The sequence below is a fragment of the Paenibacillus anseongensis genome (genome assembly GCF_009757995.1).
GTDB lineage: Bacteria > Bacillota > Bacilli > Paenibacillales > NBRC-103111 > Paenibacillus_E > Paenibacillus_E chondroitinus.
This window is the reverse complement of the sequence record NZ_WSEM01000004.1, coordinates 175,788-199,889: the sequence shown is the minus strand read 5'-3', so window position 1 is coordinate 199,889 and position 24,102 is coordinate 175,788. Positions and strand designations below refer to the sequence as shown.

Genomic DNA, 24,102 nt, shown 5'->3' with positions numbered 1-24,102 from the left:
GATGGAGGATGGTTTATGAAACACGAGATTTTATATAAGGGCGCATTTCCAATGCTGCGCGTTGAACTTGAAGCTGGAGAAAATATTAAAGCTGAATCAGGCGCAATGGTTTCGATGTCGCCTAACATTGAACTTAAAGGAACCGTAGATGGCGGTATTATGAAAGGTCTTGGCCGTATGCTGAGTGGCGAGAAATTCTTCTTCCAGGAGTTAACTCCCACTCGCGGTAGTGGCGAAGTGCTATTGGCACCCTCTGTAATTGGCGACATTGAAGCTGTCGAGCTAGACGGATCGTACAAGCTGTATGTACAAAAGGACGGCTTTCTTGCCGGAACATCCGGGATTCAAGTGAATACGAAAATGCAAAATCTGATGAGCGGCTTCATGTCCGGCGAAGGGTTCTTCATCGTTGAAATCAGCGGTAGAGGCACGGTTTTCCTCTCCTCCTACGGAGCTATTCATGCCATCAACCTTGCTCCCGGGCAAGAGGTTGTCATTGATAACGGGCATCTGGTCGCATGGCCGGATTATACGCAGTATACAATTGAGAAAGCTGCCAAAGGCTGGCTCTCCAGCATCACAAGCGGTGAAGGCGTCGTATGCCGGTTCCGCGGCGAAGGCGTTGTGCTTATTCAAACGCGGAATCCGCAGAGCTTCGGCGGATGGCTGAAGCAATTCATACCGGGCGCTAGATAGCGTAGCGTTAAACCTCACAAGAGACTATCCCTTGGTCATTTTTATGACTTATAGGACAGTCTCTTTTCTTTTTACCCACTACTTTTTTGCACAAGCCTATGCTATGATAGTTTTAATTAGTAAACTTAGTTTTGTATAGTAAACCAAATGAGCTGGGAGGCCTACCATTGGACGATAAATACCGCGTTCCAGCCATTGAACGTGCTCACCTTATTCTCAAGGAAATCTCGCTGCAGCCCAGTCAGTTGAAACTCATTGATCTATCGCGTTCGCTTGGCATCAACAAAAGCTCGATGTATTCGCTGCTTTTAACGTTGGAGAACTTGGGCTGGGTTGAGAAGGATACCGGCGAAACATACCGCCTTGGACGCGAGCTCTCTCGTCTGGGCCATGCGGCTGTGCAGCACCGAGACTTGAACGAGTCCTTCCATAAGGAAGCCTCACTAATCAAGTTGAAACTGGGTGAATCGCTGCAATTAGCCCGACTAGATGGCAATGAAGTTCTGTATCTTGCGAAAGAGGAAGCGCTTACGCCAGTTCGGCTCGCTTCTGGACCCGGCATGCGCCTTCCAGCGCACGCCACTGCACTCGGCAAGGTCATGCTGGCGGATCTTGGCGATGAAGAACTTGATCGATTTTACCGCGTAGATCAAGAGCCATTTTCACAGTTAACTGAGCATTCCATCGTCTCCTTAAAAGAATTGAAACAGGACCTGGAGCAAATCCGCAAACAAGGTTTCGCCCTCGATCTGGAGGAGGCTGTTATCGGATTCAACTGCGCTGCTGCTCCAATCCGCAACTCGCATGGGAAGGTCATCGCCGCTGTCAGCTGCTCGATGATGTTGCCTCAGTGGCAGCAGAAGAAGCAGATCTGTATAGAAGAAGTTTGTAAGCTTGCTCATCAACTATCCGAATAGCAAAGGAGAATTGAACATGCGGTTACATAACAAAGTCATTCTCATCACAGGCGCAGCTTCAGGGATTGGCAAAAGCACAGCGCTCTTATTTGGGCGGGAAGGCGCCCAGGTTATCGTCAATGATCTCGATGAGGCCAAAGGCATCGAGACGGTGAATGAAATCATCGAGGCTGGCGGGGCAGCCCACTTCATTCAGGCCGACGTTACGCATTCCGACTCCGTCAAGGCGATGGTTGAACAAATCATTCAGGCTTACGGCCGAATTGATGTGCTTTTTAACAACGCGGGCATCAGCGGCGTCGGCGCGCTTCATGAGCTGGAACCCGATGCTTGGGACCGCATCATGAGCATTAATGTGAAGGGCGTTTTCCTCCCTTCGAAGCATGTACTCCCTTATATGATGGAACGCAAGTCAGGCTCGATCATTAACATGTCTTCCTGCATTGCCGAAATCGGGCTGGCTCGCCGTGCCTCCTATGCCGCAACGAAAGGCGCCGTCCTAGCGCTGACCAAATCCATGCAAGTGGACTATGCCTCATACGGCATTCGGGTGAATGCTTTGCTGCCGGGAACGATCATGACTCCTTTCGTCGAAAATTACATTCGGACCTCTTACGACGATCCAGAAGCAGCTATCGCCTCTCTGAAAACCAGACAGCTCAGTAATGAATTGGGCCGTCCAGAAGATGTAGCATCAGCTGCCTTGTTCCTTGCTTCTGACGATTCCAAGTTCATGATGGGCTCACCGTTATACATTGACGGCGGGGTCACTTTTGGTAAAAATGCTTAGCCTGTTCTTCTGTTATTATAAACTCTTCATATAAATCATGACTTAGGAGGTTTTCACATGAAACTACTCACGTTTAATCAAAACAATGCTTCCCGTCTAGGTATTCAAACCGATTCCGGTGTACTCGATGTCGTTCAAGCTGTCCAACAGCTATCTCCGGCATTCGCAGTTCCAACCACAGTTATGGAAGCTATCCAAGGCGGGGCCGCTGCTACCGAAGCGCTGCATCAGCTTGTTCACCTCGCTCTTGAAAGCGATGAGCGCCAAACGCTGCTGCATAATGAAGAGCATTTGAACTACGGTCCTTGCGTTACAGAACCCGCCAAAATTATTTGTGTCGGACTTAACTACCGTAAGCACGCAGAAGAAACGAATGCCCCTATTCCTCAGTATCCGATTCTTTTTAACAAATTTAATAATACGCTGACAGGACATGGCCATGATATCGCCCTCCCTCGTGTCACCAAAGAAGTCGATTATGAGGCGGAGCTCGTTATCGTCATTGGCAAGCAGGCGAAATACGTCTCCAAAGAAGAAGCATTGGGGCATGTTTACGGGTACTGCTGTGTCAATGATCTCTCTGCACGCGACCTGCAAATGCGTACTGCGCAATGGCTGCTTGGGAAATCGTGTGACGATTTCAGCCCACTTGGCCCTTATCTGGTCACGGCAGACGAAGTCGGCAATCCGAATGACCTGAAGATCAGCACCACGGTCAATGGCAAAGTGCGCCAAAACTCGAATACGGCGGATATGATTTTCCACTGTGACGAGATCGTCAGCTATATTTCCCAGCATATGACCCTGTACCCGGGAGACATCATTCTCACAGGAACACCGGAGGGTGTTGTGCTTGGCGATCCGGTTGATCAGCGCGTTTATTTAAAAGACGGCGACGTTGTTACTATTTCCATCGAGAAGCTGGGAAGTTTGACGAATCGCATGGTTAGCGAGTAGCCTGTTACCGGGATCTCGTTCTCTAGGCGAGGATGCTGAGAGGGTTTTCCTCAGCTTAACTTAGCTTAGGGGAACTGGAGGCCACTATTTTAGGAAAACAAGCGTATTTTCTATCTGAGCGGAACTACAGGTTCTTATTTGTCCTCTGCGGCGATGTTTTCAGGTGAAATTGGCAAAATAGTGGAACGTAGTTCCCCATGCCTGTGGAAACTTCGATTTCTCAAGGAAATAGAGGCTTGTCGTTCCTTTAAATTACAACAAAAAGGTAGAGGATATATAATCCCCTACCTTTTTGTTATCTGATGCAAGCCAAGAATGACACAGTGCCTGTCCCGGGCCAACTTAACGTTGAACCGGGCACTGCTAGCTATTGCAGGATCAATTTAGCAATCCCCACGATATCTACAATGTTAATCTTGCCGTCCTGATTGTAATCCGCGCTTTTCGCCTCATTCCAGTCGCTGCTAGCTGAAGTTTTCCCGTAATGCACAGCTGCTCTGCCCAAGTCGCCAATATCGACGGCATTATCTCCATTGACATCTCCCCGCGCATAAACCGTAACGAGCTTCCCGTTAAAAGCTTGCAACGCTTGGTTTAACGTAATCGCTGCTTGATCCAACTGCTGCTGTGTAGCTGCAGGATCCGATTCGATGGTTGTGGCAGCCTGAATGGCGGATAGCAGCACCGCTTTGGAACCGTCTGCGTATTGTCCGACTTTCGTTCCTTCTACCGCATGATCAAGGGCGGACTGCGCAAGGCCGATGACCGTCTGCAGCGTTGTCTTATCCACAGCTGTCGTTACCGATACCGTAAGACTAGCTGGAGTAGCATCCACCTTTTGCCCCTGCGCGCCTTCAACAGCTACTTTCGTCAGTACCATATTCGTTGTCGTGGGCGCTTGATTCGGCTTCGCGATCCAATTAAATTTGAATAAATCTCCGTTTGTCGCTACCACTCCCGTATCGCTTGGGCTAACAGCGATTATTCGAACTTGACCCGGTACGTCGGTATGCGTCTGAACTTCCGTAAATCCGGAAATTAACGAATCTACAGACACAAAGCCGATCGAGTCGGCGTCAAACGCAACCGTAATATCCGCCGCATAAACCGCGGAATATACGCTGGCTGTCACATTGTTTAAACCGAACTGCGTCGAGAACGCAGCACCTGCTTGTACGAACGCCGGACCTGTAAGCGTAGCTTGCGGCACGTCCGTCGGCACCGATATCTGACCACTGATCAAGACATAACTAGAGCCTTGGACGCCGCTGCCGTCTGTGGCGGTTGCCATTACTTTGACAACCCCGTCTCTCGCAGCCGTCAGTACGCCGTTCTGGTCAATTGTCGCTTTGTCCGTTGCCGTTGTGCCATCTTCTTCGCATACAGCCCATGTTACTGACTTATTCGTAGCATTGGCAGGAAGTACCATAGCACTTAACTGAAGCGTGCCTCCCTTGTCACTGATACTCGCCGATGTGCTTGAAACCGAGATGGATTGCACCTTCAGCGGAACATCATCCACAATTGGACTAGCAAACACATGAATTTCCGCAGCCGACGCCCATCCGCCGACGCCTGATGTCACTTCGACCTTAACATACGCGGCATTAGCTGGAGTAAAGGTTACGCTTTTCTCCGCAGCGTCGTTTGCCCAACTTCCGGTCGCAACCTTGGTAAAGGCCGTTCCATCCGTACTTGTATAAATATTGTAGGCCGTAATATTTCCATTACCGCCTTCTGGCCTTGGCAATACCGTAACTTTATGAATATTATTGTAGGTTCCTCCAAGGTTTAAGCTAATCGATTGCGGCAGCACGTCGGATTGATTCCATTTCGTATGCCAGATCGTCTGCGGGTCACCGTCAATCGCATTAGCAGCGATTTCTTTCCCTAGCTCCTCGCTTGTCGCTGTTGCTGTCATTTGCGACTGAGGAACTTGATTGACGGTAACTTGAATGCCAGTCCACAAAGATACATCATTTGGATTCTGAATATCCTCAGGTAAAGTGACATGACCATTGACTGTAAAGGTCTGACCTTTTTTCAGCGTTGGATCATAGCTTGCATTCGTTAGATCCCATACGACAGCTGCTTGCGCTTTGTTCTGGTTCGTCACGATTTCCACCGTGGAAGGCAATCCTAACGCTGCTGCCGTCTTTGCCGTGCCCATCTGTATGTCAGTGACTGCTGTAGATGGTGTAATACTCACAAGCGTCACTTGGCGCACTCCACCTGCCGGCTTCCATACATAAGTGGAATTTGCTTTTGTAGGCACCGTATAGATCTCACCTGATTGAATCGTCCTCTTTGTTGCCTCAATCCTTACCCCATCTTCATAGATCTCTACCTCTTGTCCCGGCCATGGGTTCATAAGGGAGAGATCTTTTCCTTTTTCACTCGTGACATCAACATATTGAACCTCTTGCGTTGCTCCTTTATATGCCGATGAAACAAGAAATGCGCCTTTCTCCCTAAGCCTTACAAATTTAGCATCCTTGTCTTGCACCCAGTCAGGAAATATTTTGATCACATAGTTATCACTTTGCAGCAACAGGTTATTAAAAGCTTCCGTCGCCCCCGCCTTCTCGATGCCATGATTATTATCAGGTATTCTGAAATTCTGAGCTAAGCCTGAATAGGTTTGTTGGAGAAAATAGTCGATAATATTTTGCGCCGGATATCCCACTCTGGCGGCCTGTGTATACGCTTTTGGCGTGTTGTTGATTTGGCCAAAAGTATGAGCCTTCTGTGTTAACGTATTCCTTGCGATTTCCAGCTTCTGCGGATCCGAATTGAAGCCAAGTCTTTCCCCGGGATGTATGAACTCAAGTTCAACATTTCCGCTGTTCGGCCAGAAATCCCCGTTATCCGCCAAGGCATATACGGTCTGTCCATTCCTTTCCATGGTTGGTGTATCGGCCATATGATCGCGAATATCTTTCCATAGATCGGCTCTTTGCTGTGATACCCCCAATTGATTCTCGCCCAGAACAGCAACCGCTTCTGTAAGCATATTAAATACATTCCAAGCAAGACCTGATGTTACACCTGAATTTTTAGCAAACGTATACTCATGATAGCCATCGTATGCGATGTAGCGGTATCCCCCTTGCCCATCGTCTTCTTTTTCTAACCACGATTCATAAAATTTAGCTACTTTTTCAAGGTACGGAACCAGCTTATCTTTCAGAAATTGCTCATCCTGCGTGTATCTGTAGTAAGAAATGAACTGTGTAGCGCCATACGCGGCATCAATGGTTTGACCGATATAGCTTGGGCCTTCAGGAGCGCTTCCCCAAGGTCCGATGCTTACCGGATACAACAGGGCTCCGTCTATCCCGGTGGCTAACCCCCTGTTCTGGATATATTGCCAAGCTTCTGGTGGAGCATGGTTCGCAATTAATGTCATGTCTTCCCGCGCTCTTCTTTCGCCTTCAGGCATAAAATCCCAAAGAGCATCCACAATCGGCAGACCTTGATCTGGCCTGTTACTCGAATAGGAACCGTAAACAGGTCCGAAGAAATTATAATTCAAATGGTAGTCACCTGACCAAAGCGGATCGTCTGTCGTTCTCCAAATCCCGTGCAAGCCGGGAGCTAACTTCCCTTCCCGCACAGTTGACCCTAAAATGTACTGGGATCCATAATAGTATCTCTCGATCTTGGATAAGTCCGCATCGTTAGAATCAAGGTTGATGTACGATTTTAACCAGTAGTTCTTCCACCAATCTAAGTGTCGCTCATGCAATCCAGCAATATCTCCTGCACTGTTGTATGCACCGAGCAGATCCTTCGCCTGAATGAGCGGAGACTTGGCTTGCTTCAACACGTCCATATTGTCATAGGTTTGGCCCCCTCCTCCAACGGACGTAACGATTTGAATCGGTTGATTCGGTTGCAAGGTAAACTTCAATACGCCTTCGGCTTGCTGTTGATTAGATGAAGATACGTAGCTGCCTGCTCCTATGAGCTTGGTCATGAGCACAGCTTCAGATGTCCATGATTTAGGGTTGCTCTTCGCTTGATTATCGGTTTTCCGTGACGCCCATACGCTTCCGGCATCATTCCCAGCATTAGCTGGATATAACGCGTTATCATTTTTGGCCCACGTTGTTACCTCCAGGTCAACCGCTTTATTGCCCGTTGAAACAATTTCAGTGATGAACGTGTTATCCGTTGCAGATACCCATGTTTGCATCTTCATGGATTGCCCTGCAAATGGCATTTGCGTTCTAATTTCAGCATGTTGAATATCTTGAATTTCATTGAAAGAAACCGGCGAAAGGATACTGCTAAAATTGCTATTGTGATAGAGCTCAAACTGCGCGATGCGCGCCCTGGGATTATTGGCTGAATCCGTTGTTGTAGCCTGAGTTGATTTTGTAATAAGAAGACGAACGTAACGAGAGGAGACTGGATTGACCAAGATTCTATCCGTAACGGATTCTATATTGCCCTCGATGGATTCAACATCGGTCCATGTCACTCCATCAGAACTAATCTGAAGTTTAAAATCTTGCGTGTTCCATTCAGGCTTATCCATACGGGCAAATCCCCCGTGCCTCACAACCCATCGATCGAATGTTTGCACACTGCCTAAATCGTAGGAAATCCATTGGCTGTTACCGACAGCGGATGTCCACATATTTTCGTTGCCGGCTTCTTGATTCGTCTGAGAAGCCCCATTTACAGAAAGGCTCGGGGAAAAAGAATCGTGTGTCGAACTAGCAGTTGCCGCAGCATTTAAAGCCAATGAACTCTTCTGGGGATCATCCGAAACACTGCCCACTGGTTGGTTGTATACCTCGACTTCAGCTAATCGGCTCCTTCCATCACCGCCAGTTTGAGTCCCCTCTGTGATATAAACCCGCATCTGCCGGGCTTGTACAGGTGCTGCCAATAATTTATCTGTCATTGCTGCTGTATTGTTGGCAACGGAATCGATATCCGTCCAAACCGTTGCCCCTGTAATCACAGCATCATTGGTTACTTGAACCTTGAAGCTTTTCGTATTCCAATCTTGTCTGTCAGTCCTTGCTGTCCCACCGTGTTTAATCACATATCTCGAAAAGGAGATGACCTCTCCAAAATCGACGCTAACCCATTGTGGACTTGCAGGAGACGAAACCCACGAATTAGCGTCGCTTGTCCCGACAATACCATCCGTGACTCGAGTAGAGACGAAATCATCGTGATGACTGCTTTCAGATACATTCTTGCCGAGCGCCAAATTCACAGGTGTTTGTTCCCTGATTTTGATACCACCCAGTGTAATAATTTTCGTGCTGTTATCACCATTCATCGTTCCAGCACTCCAGGAGTCGCCCTTGGATACTAAAAACTCTTTCGACTTGCTGTCTCCATAGGAAGTGACCCCCACATCTCCGTTGCCTAGAATAGCTGTATTGGGCATTTGTGTGGAGATGGCTCCCGCGTATGACGGCGTGCTCCACTCGCCATATATGTTGGAAAGAATTCCGGAAAGCTCATTCCATTCCTGCTCCGTATTATGGATAGGGGCAACGGATGCAGATGCAGGCTTTATAAACAAGCCAAAGATGGAAGAAGCACCAAGTACGCTTAATGAAAGTGAGAATAACATTGTATTTCTTATGATTTTTTTAAATTTTGATTTCATATTGTTCCCCCTTACTGCATCACCATTTGAATATGGAGGAGAAAGGATTCACCTTTCTCCCCCATATTCCGGTTAATCATTATTGCAAAATCAGTTTAGCGATACCTACGATATCCACAATGTTAATCTTACCGTCCTGATTGATATCCGCGCTTTTCGCCACATTCCAGTCGCTGCTGGCCGAAGTCTTTCCGTAATGCACAGCCGCCTTGCCCAGATCTCCAATATCGATGGCGTTATCCCCGTTGACATCTCCCCGCTTATAAACCGTAATGATTTGTCCGCTAAAAGCTTGTAACGCTTGGTTTAACGTCATAGCTGCTTGATCCAGCTGCTGCTGTGTAGCCGCAGGATCCGAATCGATGGCAGATGCTGCTTGGATGGCGGATAATAGTGTTGCTCTGGAACCGACCGTGTATTGTCCGGCTTGGGTCCCTTCTACTGAGCGATCATAGATGGATTGCGCCAAGCTGATGATCGTCTGCAGCGTTGTCTTGTCTGCCGTCGCAGTAACCGAAACCGCTAGATTAGCTGGAACGGCATCTATTTTCTGCCCCAACCCATTGGAAACAGCAACTTTGGTCAGCATCAAATTCGTCGTTGTCGTGGAAGGGTGATTCGGCTTCGCGATCCAATTGAATTTGAATACGTCTCCACTTGCCGTGATCACTCCCGTATCCCCTTCTTTTACAGCGATAATCCGAACTTGTCCGGGTACTTCAGTTTTGGTTTGAACCACAGGAAAGCCGGAAATCAACGGATCCACAGATACAAAATCGATGGTGTCCGCATCAAAGGATATCGTAATATCCGCCGCATAAACCGCGGAAGTTACACTGGCTGTGACATTGTTTAAGCCGAACTGCGTCGAGAACGCAGCGCCTGCTTGAACAACTGCCGGACCCGTGAGCGTAGCTTGCGGCACATCGGTCGGCAGCGATGTTTGGCCGCTAATGATGATATAACGGAAAGCTTGAATGCCACTGCCGTCCGTGGCTGATGCAACCACTTTCGCGATTCCGTCCTTCACTGCCGTCAACACGCCGTTCGCATCGACCGTCGCCCGATCCGTCACTGTTGTGCCGTCCGTTTCGAATGCCACCCAGGCTACATTTTTATTCGTAGCATTGGCTGGAAGCACCGTTGCACTTAATTGTAAGATTCCACTCTTCGTCGTAATCGTCGACACATTATCTACAGTTGCGATCGAGATTGATGAAACAGGATTACCGTTGTTTGCGAGCTCCGGACTTAGCTCGTAGGAACTTCCTGCCGAAGTGCTGAACGTATAGACATCACCGTTCACTGAAGTTGGAACAGGATTTCCATTCTGAGTGACCCGAAGGTTTTGTCCAGGCCAGGGATTCAAAACGGAAGCGGTTTTCCCTTTTTCGCTAACCATTTTAACGTTTTGAATGATGCCTGCCGAAGTCATTTCTCCGTCGACCAAGAAGGCTCCCATCGCTTTCAGCCTTTTGAATTTCGCAGCTTTATTGTTGTACCAGTTCGGGAATATCCGAATAAAGCCTTCTTGGCTCTGAAGCATGGCGGAATTGATAAACTCCAGGTACTCGCCATTGTAATGCAAGCCTCCGATCGTGAAGTTCTGCCGTAATCCCTCAAAAGTCGCAACAGGCTTGTTGATAAAGTTATTTTTCAACTTCGTTATAGCAGTATCGATCGGATATCCAACCCGGTTTGCAAAAATGCTATATTTGGGGACGTCAAACTGGGCGATATCTAACGTATTGAAAGCAATATCTTTCAGATTTTTCGACGAAGATATACTGAGATTCTCCGCAGGCCAAATCAACTCCAAATCAGGATAAAATTTATAACTAGTTGCTCCCTCAACACTAACGAATACCGTCTTTCCGTTTTGAACGGCCGTTGGGTAATCGCTAATGTTATCGTAGATGTCTTGCCAAGTCGGCCGCATATTCGCATCGACGCCTAAATCTTGGCTTGTCGTCAATAAAGCTTTCATGACGAATTTAATCAGGCCAATATCCAAACCTGGATTTCTACCGAAAGCTTCTTCATAAGCAGCACCGTAAGTGACATATTTGCCGTTTACTTTCGCGCCGATGTGGCTGATCCAGAAATCCCCCAAAGCTTTGATAAAAGGATAGCCTTGCGTTCGCAACCACTCCAGATCCTGATTATAATAATAATTCCAAACAACCAGTGCTCCCGTATAGGACGCATCCATTACCTGATGTCCGAACCATTCCTCTGATGAGTCAATTCCCCATGGTGCGATTCCGACTGGATATAAAATGCCTTGTGCCGGGGAAAATGAAGGGTGTACCTGCTGCATTTTAGTTTGAGCATAGGTTCTCCCAGTCTCCATGAAGTCGAGAAGCGGCTGAAAGACGCCATCCGAAAGCTCGGATCTGTTGCCGGAAAAGAACCCTGCGTTCTGCCCCATATACTCCTGATTCATATGATAATCGCCTAACCAACCGGGATCATCCGTCAGACAAAACGGATATTGACCAACAGGCGTAAACTCGGCTCTGTTCGTGGCCCCGAATTGATATAGGGCTCCATAATAGAACTTATCCAAGGTATCGTCATAGGTTCTAACATAAGACTTGAGCCAGAATTGTTTCCACCACTCGACGTGCGCTGTCTTGAGGTTTGTCACCGTCACATCATCCATTTGACTTACTCTGCTTTTCGCATCCGAGAGGTGATTTGTTGCATTTTTACCTCCCTTAAGCACCGTATAGATCTTTACTGTCGTAGCTGGATTAAGCGTGAAACTTGCCGTGCTCTTGCCTTTGTCGTCCGTTGTTAAAGATGCTGTCGCACCGATAACCCGGGTCGCGAGCGCATTTCTTGAAGTCCATTTGACTGCTTTGGAATTCGCATATTTTTCCGTTCCGCTATAATCTCCTCCGTCCGAATAATCGCTCCAATGTGGGGAATATACGATAGCTGTATCCTTATCATCCACTGTAATAGAGGAACCAGTTAAGGACGTGTACTCAAATGCATCGACAACGAGAACCGTATCACCGGAACTTGGATTTTTCGTTCCCGTTACGACAACCTTGATCGTGTGCGTTCCCGGTGTCAGGCCCGATTTACTGTAAAGCACCTGCTGATATTGCTTGCTGGCCGCATACGTGTCTATCCCTGCTTGATCCAACACACCGTCGATATATACGTCGGCTATGCCGCCATTGCCGTTTTTCGCGCCGATCCATTTCACCGAGGTTCCGCTAAACGTAAATTGGGCAGTGGCATCACTATTCGATTCCCTGGTAGCCCACAATGTTCCATTAGCGGCATCGATACCCGATAGACTCGGAAATGAAGGCGTATCAGCCTTTGTCCAGACATCAACCGACATGGGAATGGGCGAGGTTCCATCCGTCCAAAGTTCCGTTATCATCGCATTTTCGTTGGCGGAAACATAGGTACTTGTCTTGAAATTGGCTTGCGAAGTGGCATTCACTTTCGCATCTAGCAAATGCTGCTCTTGACGGAATGCTGCCGTGGGCGATGCAGGTACAGTCGTTGGCCTAATGGTAACGCCTCCGGTCGTAATTACCCGTACTCCCCCGCCCCCGTCGCTCCACATCTCGTTGTTACCGCCACCATCGGTCCACATGTCGCTCTCGCTGATACTGAAAACCTGCTTGTTCACATCTCCGACAAGAACAACTTGCATATCCCCGTTCCCCATAATTGGACCATTGGGCGTAAAACTATCCGTATCATAAGAAGGAGCCGTGTATACCCCGACCAAATTTTGCAGAAATCCAGAAATCTCCGGCCAGTCTCCCTCATTTGCTGCATAGGCTTTGTTTCCATTAAATGGAAAACTATAATTCGAAACGAAGAGTGCAGTTATGACTAAGACGCCAACTGACTTTAGCATTCTTCTATTCATCTATTAACCCCCTAATTCTATAGGTGTTTTGTCTTCCAAGAAGGATGACAACTTTGAAAGTCTCAAATCGGATGACTTATGCAGACAGAGGCCTTCATGTCTCATGACATCTTGGATATGGAAAGAGAAAGGACTAGCCTTTCTCCTCCATTTCCGAATGATTGTTATTGCAAGATAAGCTTGGCAATCCCTACGATATCCACAATGTTAATCTTGCCGTCCTGATTGATATCCGCGCTTTTCGCCTCATTCCAGTCGCTGCTAGCCGAAGTCTTCCCGTAATGCACGGCTGCCTTGCCTAAATCGCCGATATCAATGACGTTATCTCCATTGACATCTCCCCGTGCATAAACGGTAATGAGTTGTCCGCTAAAAGCTTGCAACGCTTGGTTTAACGTAAGCGCTGCTTGATCCAACTGCTGCTGTGTAGCTGCAGGATCTGAATCGATGGCAGTGGCAGTCTGGATGGCTGTTAGTAGCACCGCTTTGGAACCGACCGCATATTGTCCGGCTTGGGTTCCTTCTACTGCATGATCATGGGCGGACTGAGCCATCTCAATGACCGTCTGCAGCATTGTCTTGTCCGTTGTCACCGCCGACACTGAAACCGTTAGATTCGCCAGAGAAGCATCCACCTTTTGCCCCAGCGCGCCTTCAACAGCTACTTTCGTCAGTACCATATTCGTTGTCGTGGACGAGCTGCTCGGCTTCGCTATCCAATTGAATTTGAATAAATCTCCATTTGTCGTTACGACTCCTGTATCGCTTGGGCTTACAGCAATTATTCGAACTTGACCCGGTACGTCGGTATGCATCTGAACTTCCGTAAAACCGGATACTAACGGATCTACTGATATAAACTCGATGGCGTTTGCGTCATAAGCTACCGTAATATCCGCAGAATAAACCACCGAATATACACTGGCTGTTACATTGTTTAAACTGAACTGTGCCGTGAACGCTGCACCTGCTTGAACAACCGCTGGACCCGTGAGCGTGGCCTGCGGCACGTCTGTCGGCACCGATGACTGGCCGCTGATCACGACGTAGCCGAAACCTTGAACACCGCTGCCGTCCGTCGCTGTCGCCACGACTTTCACGCTGCCGTCTTGTTGCGCAGTCAGCAGCCCGCTTTCTGTAATCACCGCTTTCGTTGTCTCCGTAACCCCGTTGGCTTCCCGAACGCTCCATGTGACTTGACCGTTCGCTCCCGCCGGTAATACGGTGGCCTGCATTTGCAGCGTGCCGGCTTTGGTTGCAATCGCGTTCACGCCGCCAGCTCCACTCACGGAAATGGATGTTACCGTCGTCGGAACATCGCTCGAGTCCTTGACCACATTGATCTCCGCTGCAGAAGCGTAGCCGCCATGGCCTGCAATAGCGGTAAGCTTCACATACCGGCTGGAAACCGGAGCGAATTCTGCGATCTTCTCACTGCTGTCATCGCTCCATGTTCCGCTTACTGCTGGGGTAAAGGATACCCCATCCATACTTGTCGAAATCTCATAACCTGTGATGTTACCGTTCATTTGAACTTCTTGCCGTGGTAAATACTTTAGCTTCGAAATGACATAAGTGCCTCCAAGATCGAGGGTAATCGCCTGCGGCATATTCCCCGCCGAATCCCATGCCGTATGCCAGATCGTCGACGGATTGCCGTCAATCGCCTTCGATGCGGGATTATCCTTATTTACCGTCTCTTCACTCGTTGCTGCAGCTGTCATTTGGGATTGCGGAATTAGCGATGTGTCAATCGAAATCGCACCGTACACATCAAATTCCCAGAAGCCCGCCCACACGCCGGATGACAAATTCGTGACTTGGATGCGCACATACCTGGCATTCGCGCTAAAATAATCAAATTGCGTTTGCTGTGTGCTTGTTTTTTGCGAAACTAAAGACCAGTGCTCATTATCGTTCGATACCTCGATTTGGTATTCGTAGCTTTTATTTTTCATTTCCCACTTGACCCGAGTACCCGATATATCGTAGCTGGCACCAAGATCAACCTTCCACCAATGTCCAACGTTTCCGTCAGCCGCTGACCAACGGCTTGTTTCGTTGCCATCGTTGCCGGAAGCGGCAGCATTGTCGTTTTGGTAGCTATCCGCGCTAGCAAGCTTGTTCAATGCCACGTTTATCGGCTCGCTGTAAACTTGCATTTCTTTGATTGCAGGCTTTTCCGTACCGGTACCACCTAAAAGCGAATCAACGCTCACCCGAACGTAACGGATGCCAGTTGCTGTAAAATTGTCAGGGTTCATATCCTGACCCGAAGCCCTTCTGCCAGCAACTTGTGACCAAGTTACCCCGTTAGTAGAAACCTCAACTTTGTACGTATATTGGATGTTGTCTTTTCCCCACAGGAGTTTGCTGCCGGTCAGATTATAATTGGCTCCTAAGTCCACTTGCCACCATGCAGGCGCGCTATCGCTTGCTTCCCACCACGTGACGCCGTTGCCGTCATTCGCCTGTGATGCATCGTGGCCGCTGATCGAGCTGCTTGCCGTTGCTAGCTTATTCAGCGCGACATTGACAAGAGCCGGATATTGCTGAACCTCGCTTTGGAACGGCGGCACGCCAAACACTTTGAACTCGCTAAAGCCGGCTTGTCCTCCGGTTTGAACCCCTGTCACCGTCATGCGCACATATCGTGCATTGGCAGCAAGCGCATCCCGCTGCTTATCTGTCGGGGTCATGTTTTGTGTTTTGTCCAGCACGGTAGTCCAGTTTGTATTGTCTTCAGATACGTCGATTTTGTATTGATAGTAGGAGGACTCGCTAGCCCATACGATCTCTGATCCCGTAATGTTATAGGTGCCTCCCAAATCGACCGTCCACCATTGGTTCGTGTTTCCGTTTGCTGCCAACCAACGAGTGGCTTCATCCCCGTCATTGCCGTTTGATCCGGGATTCCCGCTCTGTTCGCTGCTTGTCGTCACACTTTTATTCAGAGCGATATTCCCGCCCTCAAACCAATGTTCGCCGCCATCGCTTCCACCAGGCACGAATATGCCTTGGTTCGCGGTGCTTGTTATTTCAGCGCTTCCTGCGAGCAAGCCGCTTGCCGTTGCCGTAAGCTTAATAGCTCCTGGCGTCAGCGTAGATTTCACAAGCGCTGCAGCAACGCCTGCTTCCACGGCGACCGGATTCGCAAAGGTACGTGTATCGCCATTGCCGATCAGTCCGCCTGGACCACTCAAGCTTAACGAAACGGAAATATTATTCGTCGGAACGATACTGTTGTTCGCATCGCGAACGGTGACATAGGCCATAACCAGATCGGAACCATCGGCAACCAAACCTTTGCCTTTCGTATCGAACTCGACGGACAGGTGATGCGGTTGCCCCGGCGTACTTACCGAGTGAGACGCAACGACGACACCGTTCATCAGTCCATCCGCCCGAAGCGTGCCAGGCTCCCAAGGCACGTTGTTAAACGTAAACGTCGGATGCTTCACATACGTTAAACCGCTGTCGGGATTTTGTGTAGCAATGAGCCTGTCGTTCAAATACAGCTTAACTTGCTCCGCATTGCTGGCCACAGTAACGTCTCTCGGCGAGGTTGCCGTCCAGTAGTTAGCGATAAATACCATAGGACCAGAATCGACACCATGAAGCATCAAGTTGGGATCGCGCTGGCTTTGGAAAAAGTAATAATTGAATTTCGGATAGCGATCAATATCTGCGATACCCGAGTAAGATGGATCGGTATCCATGCCCCGATTAACATCGTAAAAGCTCCATAATGCATTCCCCGCGATGCGCGGATTGGCATTGAGACCTGCCCAATCGTAGCCGCCGTCTCCATTGAGCGCCTTTTGACGCAGGATCAAGGAGTTAAGCATATCGGTTTCGCCAACTTTTCTAACTGAACGATACCCCGTAGGGCTCGTAGCACTTTCCGACCAATCGTCTCCCCATTCTCTTGTAAACAGTGGCTTGAGCGCCGAAGTCAATTCTTTGTAATTCACATCGTAGACTTCTTTGCCCCAGAATCCATATTCTGCGGACGTATACGTCTGATCGCCCGGATACTCCTCATGGGTAACGCGATGCGCATTTTCTGCATACTCTCTCGAATAATACGTCTCATTCAGGCTTGATTCCCACATAATAATGCTTGGATGATTCCGGTCACGGCGAACCATATCCCTGATCATTTGATAAGATCTTTCCTGGAATACGGAATCTCCAAAATATTGCCAACCTGGCGTAGGCTCAATAATCGTAAGTCCAAGCTCGTCGGCTGCATCGAGGAAAGACGGATCCTGCGGATAGTGGCCCGTACGAACGTTATTAAAGCCGACTTCCCTGATCTGCTTGGCGTCACGATATTGTCCGGAATTCGGCAGAGCATTCCCGACATACAGATATTCCTGGTGCCGGTTCGCGCCATTCAGCATTAATTTTTCGCCATTAATAAGGAAGCCTTGATCGGGCGTAAATTGAATGGTTCTAATCCCGATTCGAGTTTTATAGCTGTCGACAAAGCCATTCCCATCGCTAACGGCAGTATAAACCGTATACAGATTCGGGTGATCAGGATGCCACAGCTTGGGATTGGCAATCGTCGTCGATTGAATGAATGTATAGTCGCTTCCCGCCCCTATCTGCTGGGCGCCGCTCTCCATCGTTGCGACTACTTGATTGTTACTGTCGACAATCGTTGTTTTGACCGTGGCGTTCTTCGCTACGGCGTTCTCGTTAATGATGTTCGTGTTCACTTGTACCGTCGCTTGTGCAGCGCTGACTGACGGATACGTGACAAAAATGCCACCGTCTGCCACTTTGTTCGCGAATACCGCATCCGTTACGTGCAGGTTATCCGTCACATGAAGCTTGACGTCTCTGTAAAGTCCGCCGAAGTAGGCAAAATCCAAATCTTTTTGCGGCTTACCCGGCGGCGTTTGCGGATCGTCCCTGTTATCCAGCTTTACCGCAATGACATTCGGTGTACCGTCCAAATGCACAGCATTCGTAATATCAATGGTAAAAGGTGTGTACCCGCCATGATGGATGCCAAGATAAGTACCATTGACCCATACTTCGGCATTCGTCATCGCAGCTTCAAATTCAACAAAAAGTTTCTTGCCTGCATAGGAGCTGTCCAACGGAAAATGTCTCCGATACCATCCGATGCCTTGATAGCTCTGATTGTCGCCTCCATTCACTTTAGGCTCCAAACGCACGCTATGAGGCACGTTGACGCCTTCCCAGCTGGTATCATCAAAGCTTGCCGCCTCCGCACCGCTAACATCCCCGCGATGGAACAACCAACCGGTATTGAAATTCAATTCCTGTCTATTCGTCGCCTCTGGCACGTATTGCCCTTGCCCCGAGTGGATGACCGAAGCTTCAAACGTTTGAAGCGCATTGGTCAAACTGGTTACTGCTCCATCTACTTGCTGCTGATCCGCCGAACTGTTGTCCACAACTTGCTGTGCCAAATCAATTGCTGCTTGCAGCGTTTGTTTGGAGCCAACCGGATATTGCCCGTTGTCGCTGCCTTCAACCGCGTTATCGTGCTTGCTTTGCATGTTGGCAATTAGCGCGATCAGCTCTTGCTTGGAGACGACAACGTTCGCTTCCTTGCTCACATGAATCTCTGCAGCAGAAGCGAAACCGCCGTGGCCTGCTGTAGCAGTTAGCTTCACATACCGGCCTGTTACCGGTGCAAAAGCAATGCTTTTCTCCGTGCTATCATCGTTCCACGTTCCGCTTGCTGCCGGGGTAAAGGAGGTCCCGTCCACACTTGTCGATACTTCGTAAGCTGTGATATTGCCGTTCATTTGAGCTTCTTGTCGTGGTAAATACTTCAGCTTCGAAATGGCATAAGTATTACCCAAATCAAGCGTAATCGACTGCGGTAAGTTCGCCATGGGATCCCATTCCGAATGCCAGATCGTCGAAGGGTCTCCGTCAATCGCGTTACCCGCCTCGTTCCCGCTGTGTTGGCTGGTGGATACCGCTGTCATCTCGCTTTGTGGAATCTCATTCGGATCCAAAGGCGTTAAGGAATTGGTTCGTGTGATAACAAACCCTTGATTCGCGTTGATTGAACCCTCATTCGCGTACATGTGATCCATATTGATTTTCTTGGCAGCAGCACCTGAATTAAAGCTGTTGTCTGCTATTGTTATCGCTTTTGAGGCATCCAGATTAATCTCTAAGCCGCCTTGAACGGCTGTATTATTCGTAAATGTAAACCCGTTTACACTCTTGGCTGCAATTTTGGAGTCTCCGCTCGTCTGAATAAACTGATTACCATCCACCACAATGTTGCTATGCACGGTTCGATCAGGATTCGAGAGCGACGTACTTGGTTCTACACTAATCACTGCGTTTCCAACGTTCGTAAACGTATTGTTTCGGATGACGACGTCCTTCACCATCCCGGATTCGTACCAGCTATTCGCATCGTCTGCAATCAATATCGCGCTCATGGGCATGCCGCCGAACGTATTGTTCTCGATACGAATGGCACCACGCGTCGTCATAAGAATGCCTCTCGTCGGAATCGTTTCAAACGTCGAATTCGCAATGGTGACATTCGGCGTCCAAGAGGCGTTTTCCACGACAAATTCATTCGCAGTTACCGCAGCCGGCACCGGTTTATCCAATGTCAGGATGATTTGCGTATCGTCAACGCGCGTCACCCCCGTAACCACTGAACTCTGCTTAGAAAGCAATGTCGACTTGTTGATGTATTCAATCGTGTCCCCAATGGCAAAAGCATCAAAACCCCAGCTCTCATTATGCATAAACTGCACTTTCACTTGATTGGATGCCGGAATCTGCACAATTTGCAGATGGGTGCCGTGAACATTAATGGCGTCATCATGCGCGCCGGCAAAATGGGAATTCGTCACCTGAATATTGCCCTTGCTGCCTGAAACTTGCAGAAAGTCCGCCATGGACGCGTTCGTCCGCCCGCTTCCTGCTTTAGGCGCAAAATTCAACCGATCGAGCGTCAAATTCTCGCTATATTGGCTGATAATCCCAAGTCCTGGCGCTGCATAGAAGTTGACGTCCGTCCAAGTCATATCTTTACTTCGATAAATGAGCGTCCCTTGTTCTCTACGAGCGGTGTCCCGGAGCTGGAAGGTGTGGCCAACTGTTGCATTCGGTTTGCTTGCATAGTTGAACTGCACCACGCGATTGCCCAAATCCTGCGCGTTGGTTACGTTGTCCAACGGGTTTGCAACCCGCCAGGTTTGTTTCGTAGCTGGATCATATTCTTGTGTGGCTCTAACATTCTGAGTGCCATTCTGCGACCAGTTCTCTTCGCCGAGCCATGACAATTGGTTATTTTGAATAGCGTACCAAGAGTCTGGATGAATGCTGGCTTTCATATAATTGTTGCCAACCTCGGTAACAGTCATTTCCGAAACGACGGGACGATTAAAGTCTACGTTGATCCCGTTGATCTTAACATTCGTTGCATGGTCGAATACCATAGGCGTCATCACGCCGTGAAACAGCAGGGTCGAGCCGTTTCCGCGAATTGTTAGATCATTAATGTCCTTAAACAAAAGACCTACTTTTCTCATTGCTCCCGGAGTTTGCTCGGAAGTGGATGTATTCGAAATATAATATTGCGCGTTCGTAGCAGTTCCGGCTTTAAAATGATACGTCCCTGCCGGGAAGTCCAGAATAACAGGCTTCGGTGCCGCTTTTGCAGCATCTATAGCCGCCCTTACCGCATCCCCAGCGTCATCGCCTGTGTAATTAAGGGTGATCACGGTATGATTAACCCCATTAATCATCTCTGTACTTTGTGTGAAGTCATCACCTGCTCCCTCTTCTTTGACTATCCTGGACTGAATGTCCGCACGGTCAATCGACAAAAAGGTATTATTCGCGCCGGCATTCTTCTGGCCAGTCACTCGGATGCGCAGCACATGCTCTTGATTCGCCAAGCTGTCGCTATCGAAGAGCAGCTGTTGATCCGATCTGGATGAAGCGTACGTATCCACTAGCGTTTCAGGACCGTCATCGATCGAGATCGCAGCGATGCCCTGATTATTGTTTTTGGCGCCGAATAACTGGACCTTGGAGCCAGTAAAACGTAATAGCGCATAAGCGTCCGTTGTGTTCGAATAGTGGTTGTCACGGCTGTACGCGCCTGACTCGGAAGAGGCATAGCCCCATCCTGAGCTGTAAACAAACTGGTCACTCCCCGCCCCAGTCGCATTATCATTCACCGTTCTATCGAAGGAGAATTGGAATTTCTGATTACTTCCCGCACCGGCTGTCTGCTGTACAAACTGTACGCCGCCAGTTGCACTGCTTCCTGGAATTTCAATAACTTTGCCGCTGAGCCGGTTCTTCAACTGATAGTAGCCATCTCCGGCATCCACAACGGACCATTCGTCATTATATGTCGCATCATCTGTGTAAGATGCCTGAATGATTCCTGCTCCATCTGCTGTCGAGGCATCTTGTACAGCAAGTGCTTTTAAGCTGCTTTTTGAGATGATTTTGTAATATCCAGGCGACGTTTTGACAAACTGCCATTGTTGATTCAACCCTGTACCGGCGGACCATTGAATGATCTTGGCGCCGTCCGCACTGGATCCGCCATTTACATCCATGCGAAGCTGGCTATGCTGAACGGTTAGGTTGAATGTTTGTTGATCCAACGGATTCCGCTCTATGAAAGGAATCGCGCTCAGCTTATAGGTGTTGCCCGCTTGGGTATCAAACGAAATCTGGTTGCTATTGTCCGTTGTATATGTGACGTTCTCGCCCGCTTGGTTAGTGACAATGGCTCCGGCAATGCTCGGATAAGACACAACCGCACGATTGCCTTTGTTTGACTTGATTGTGATACTAATAGCCCTGGCATCTTTCCAGTCCGCACCAACCTCGAAGCCACCCCGGGCTACCAGATCTGCATAACTGCCTTTGGGCCATGAAGCAGGAAGCGCCGGCAAAATATCGATATTATCCATATGGCTTTGCAACAACATCTCGGAGATTCCGGAGGTTGCGCCGAAGTTGCCGTCAATTTGAAACGGAGCATGGGTGTCGAACAAATTTTTCAGCGTGCTTTCCATTAACTGTCCTTCAAGAATTGTATGGGCATGCGTACCGTCTTGAGCACGGGCCCACATGTTGATCTTGTTGGCTTTACTCCAACCCGTACTGCCATCTCCGCGATGCTCCAGTGTCACTTTGGCCGCATTCAGGAGAGCAGGTGTGCTTTTATTAATTTGCTTGCCAGGGAATAGTGCGACTAATTGCGATAGATGGCGGTGCTGGTCGTTCGGATCGTCGATGTCTTGCTTCCATTCCTGGATTTGACCATACCTGCCGATTTGGATTGGAGACAATTTATTTAGTTTATTTTGAACTTCAGTACGGTAAGTTGTATCTACGCCCAGTGTTGCGCTCGCTTCCAAGTAGTTAGTGAACAGATCATATGCAAGCTGTTGGTCATACGCACATCCTGTGCTAATCGTTCCATGTTCCGGTGAATAGCAAGGCGTGGATACTAATGTTCCGTCGCCGTCTTCAACAAGAAACTGTGTCCAAAATTCCGCTGTTTCTTTTAAAATCGGATAAACACGATCCCTTAAGAGATTAACATCACCGGAAAACTTATAGCTTTCCCACATATTATTCGCGATAAATGCATTAGAGGACGGGGACCAGCCCCAATCGAAATCCCACCCCGGCGACGTATAGCCAAACGGATTTTGTGCTACTCCCACCGACCACGCTCCGTTAATGCCAAAGTATTTCTCAGATGAAACACGGCCCGGAACACGCAGCGATTCGATATAATCGATCAGCGGCGTCATCGTCTCCGAAAGATTCGATACCATCGCCGGCCAATAATTCATTTGAAGATTAATATTAAAATGATAATCGCTGCTCCACGGTGCTTTATTGCTATTGTTCCATACGCCCTGCAAGTTAGCCGGAAGTGAGCCTGCTCGGGAGGAAGAGATCAACAGATAACGTCCATATTGATAAAAGAGAACCTCGAGCGCCTTGCTCTTCGTTCCCGCATACGCAGCCAGCAGTTCATCCGTCGGAACCGTTGGTTTCGCTTCGCCCAAATCCAATTTGACGCGATCAAACAACGATTTGTAGTCCTGCTTATGATTCGTCAGCAGCGCATCGTAAGATTTGCTTTCCGCAGCATCCAGAACCGCTATCTCCGTATCATGCGGATCTTCGCCACGATAAGCCGGATAGCTGTTCGCATAATTCGTGCCCAAGGTTGAGAGGATGGTGAGCGAGTCGGCATTCGCGACAGCAATCTTGCCATTGCCCGGCGTTAGTGTACCGCCTTGATTCAGAACACGGAAGTTTCCTTCATACAACAAGTTATTGTCAGCTACATTTCCCCGAATCTGAATGTTGTTACCATTCGCGGTAACGGTTCCTCCCTGGCTGCTCGTTGGACGTACATCCAGGGACAGTTTTCCGGGCTGGTTAGCTGTCAATCGTGTAACCATCACTTTGTCTGGATAGCTGATAAAGTATTCTCGGGTATACTCTACTCCGTCCAGCGTATACTTCACTCGAGATACCGCGTCTTCAATATCCAGCTCACGGCGGTAATTAGCCGCTTCCGTCGACGAGACGGCAGCAAAGTCCAGATACAAGTCACCGAATGTCTGGTAACTTCCAAGCCCTGCATTCAAGCCTGTCAGATAGGCATTTGCTTCGCTATGAGCGCCATTCACGTCCCCTGCTCGCAGTTTAGCGCGGACGCTTTCCAAGTGTGAAACAGATGCATCTTCGCGGTTCCCGTAAGTATAAGGAGTAGAAGCGCTTCCGCCGGCTTCGGATGAAGGCCAATTATACACGTAGGTGGAACCCGGACCACCGGACCATAATGTTTTCTCATTCAGCTGAATGCGCTCCTGCTCTACGCCGCCGAACACCATGCCCCCCATAAATCCGTTACCGATGGGAAGCGCTTCGGATTCCCAATCCGCTGCTGGCTGCCGGTACCACAGAGACAGCTTATGGTCAGGCGCAGTGGAAGACCCTGTAAGTGTGGGAGCAGCTGCTTCAGCGAGCGGGACAGGCAAAGAAGTTGGAAGAAGCAAGCCTGCTGACAGCAGGCTTACCGTTATTTTTTTTGCGATAGACTTTCTTTTAAAAAGAGACATCTTCCATTCCTCCGTTTTCTCTTGGAGCAATTTTTCTAATTGATTAATCAGATCTAGGCGACAAA

General features: G+C 48.8%; 7 protein-coding genes. 4 read left to right on the top strand and 3 right to left on the bottom strand.

Translation table 11 applies throughout. The annotated features are described in order from the left end of the window. Positions 1–15: 15 nt before the first annotated feature. From GON05_RS02820 to GON05_RS02805, 4 genes are all read left to right on the top strand, one after another. On the top strand, positions 16–696 hold the full coding sequence (locus GON05_RS02820) for a TIGR00266 family protein (protein WP_157317724.1): 681 nt from the start codon (positions 16–18) through the stop codon (positions 694–696). Between the two features lie 167 nt (positions 697–863). Continuing rightward, positions 864–1,613, top strand: a complete 750-nt coding sequence (locus GON05_RS02815; protein ID WP_157317723.1) for an IclR family transcriptional regulator — start codon at positions 864–866, stop codon at positions 1,611–1,613. A 16-nt stretch (positions 1,614–1,629) separates the two neighbouring features. Next, positions 1,630–2,403: an SDR family NAD(P)-dependent oxidoreductase gene (locus tag GON05_RS02810; RefSeq protein ID WP_157317722.1), complete on the top strand. Its 774-nt coding sequence runs from the start codon at positions 1,630–1,632 to the stop codon at positions 2,401–2,403. Between the two features lie 57 nt (positions 2,404–2,460). Continuing rightward, positions 2,461–3,360, top strand: a complete 900-nt coding sequence (locus tag GON05_RS02805; RefSeq protein ID WP_157317721.1) for a fumarylacetoacetate hydrolase family protein — start codon at positions 2,461–2,463, stop codon at positions 3,358–3,360. A gap of 367 nt (positions 3,361–3,727) precedes the next feature. Here the strand turns inward: GON05_RS02805 and GON05_RS02800 are convergent, their stop codons facing one another. From GON05_RS02800 to GON05_RS02790, 3 genes are all read right to left on the bottom strand, one after another. Continuing rightward, positions 3,728–8,998, bottom strand: coding sequence for a discoidin domain-containing protein (locus GON05_RS02800; protein ID WP_157317720.1), 5,271 nt, complete (start codon positions 8,996–8,998; stop codon positions 3,728–3,730). Positions 8,999–9,077: 79 nt separating this feature from the next. Continuing rightward, entirely contained in the window at positions 9,078–12,902 is a 3,825-nt protein-coding gene (locus tag GON05_RS02795) for a glycosyl hydrolase family 95 catalytic domain-containing protein (protein WP_157317719.1), read from the bottom strand. A 164-nt stretch (positions 12,903–13,066) separates the two neighbouring features. Beyond that, entirely contained in the window at positions 13,067–24,037 is a 10,971-nt protein-coding gene (locus GON05_RS02790; protein WP_157317718.1) for a glycosyl hydrolase family 95 catalytic domain-containing protein, read from the bottom strand. Between the last annotated feature and the right edge of the window lie 65 nt (positions 24,038–24,102).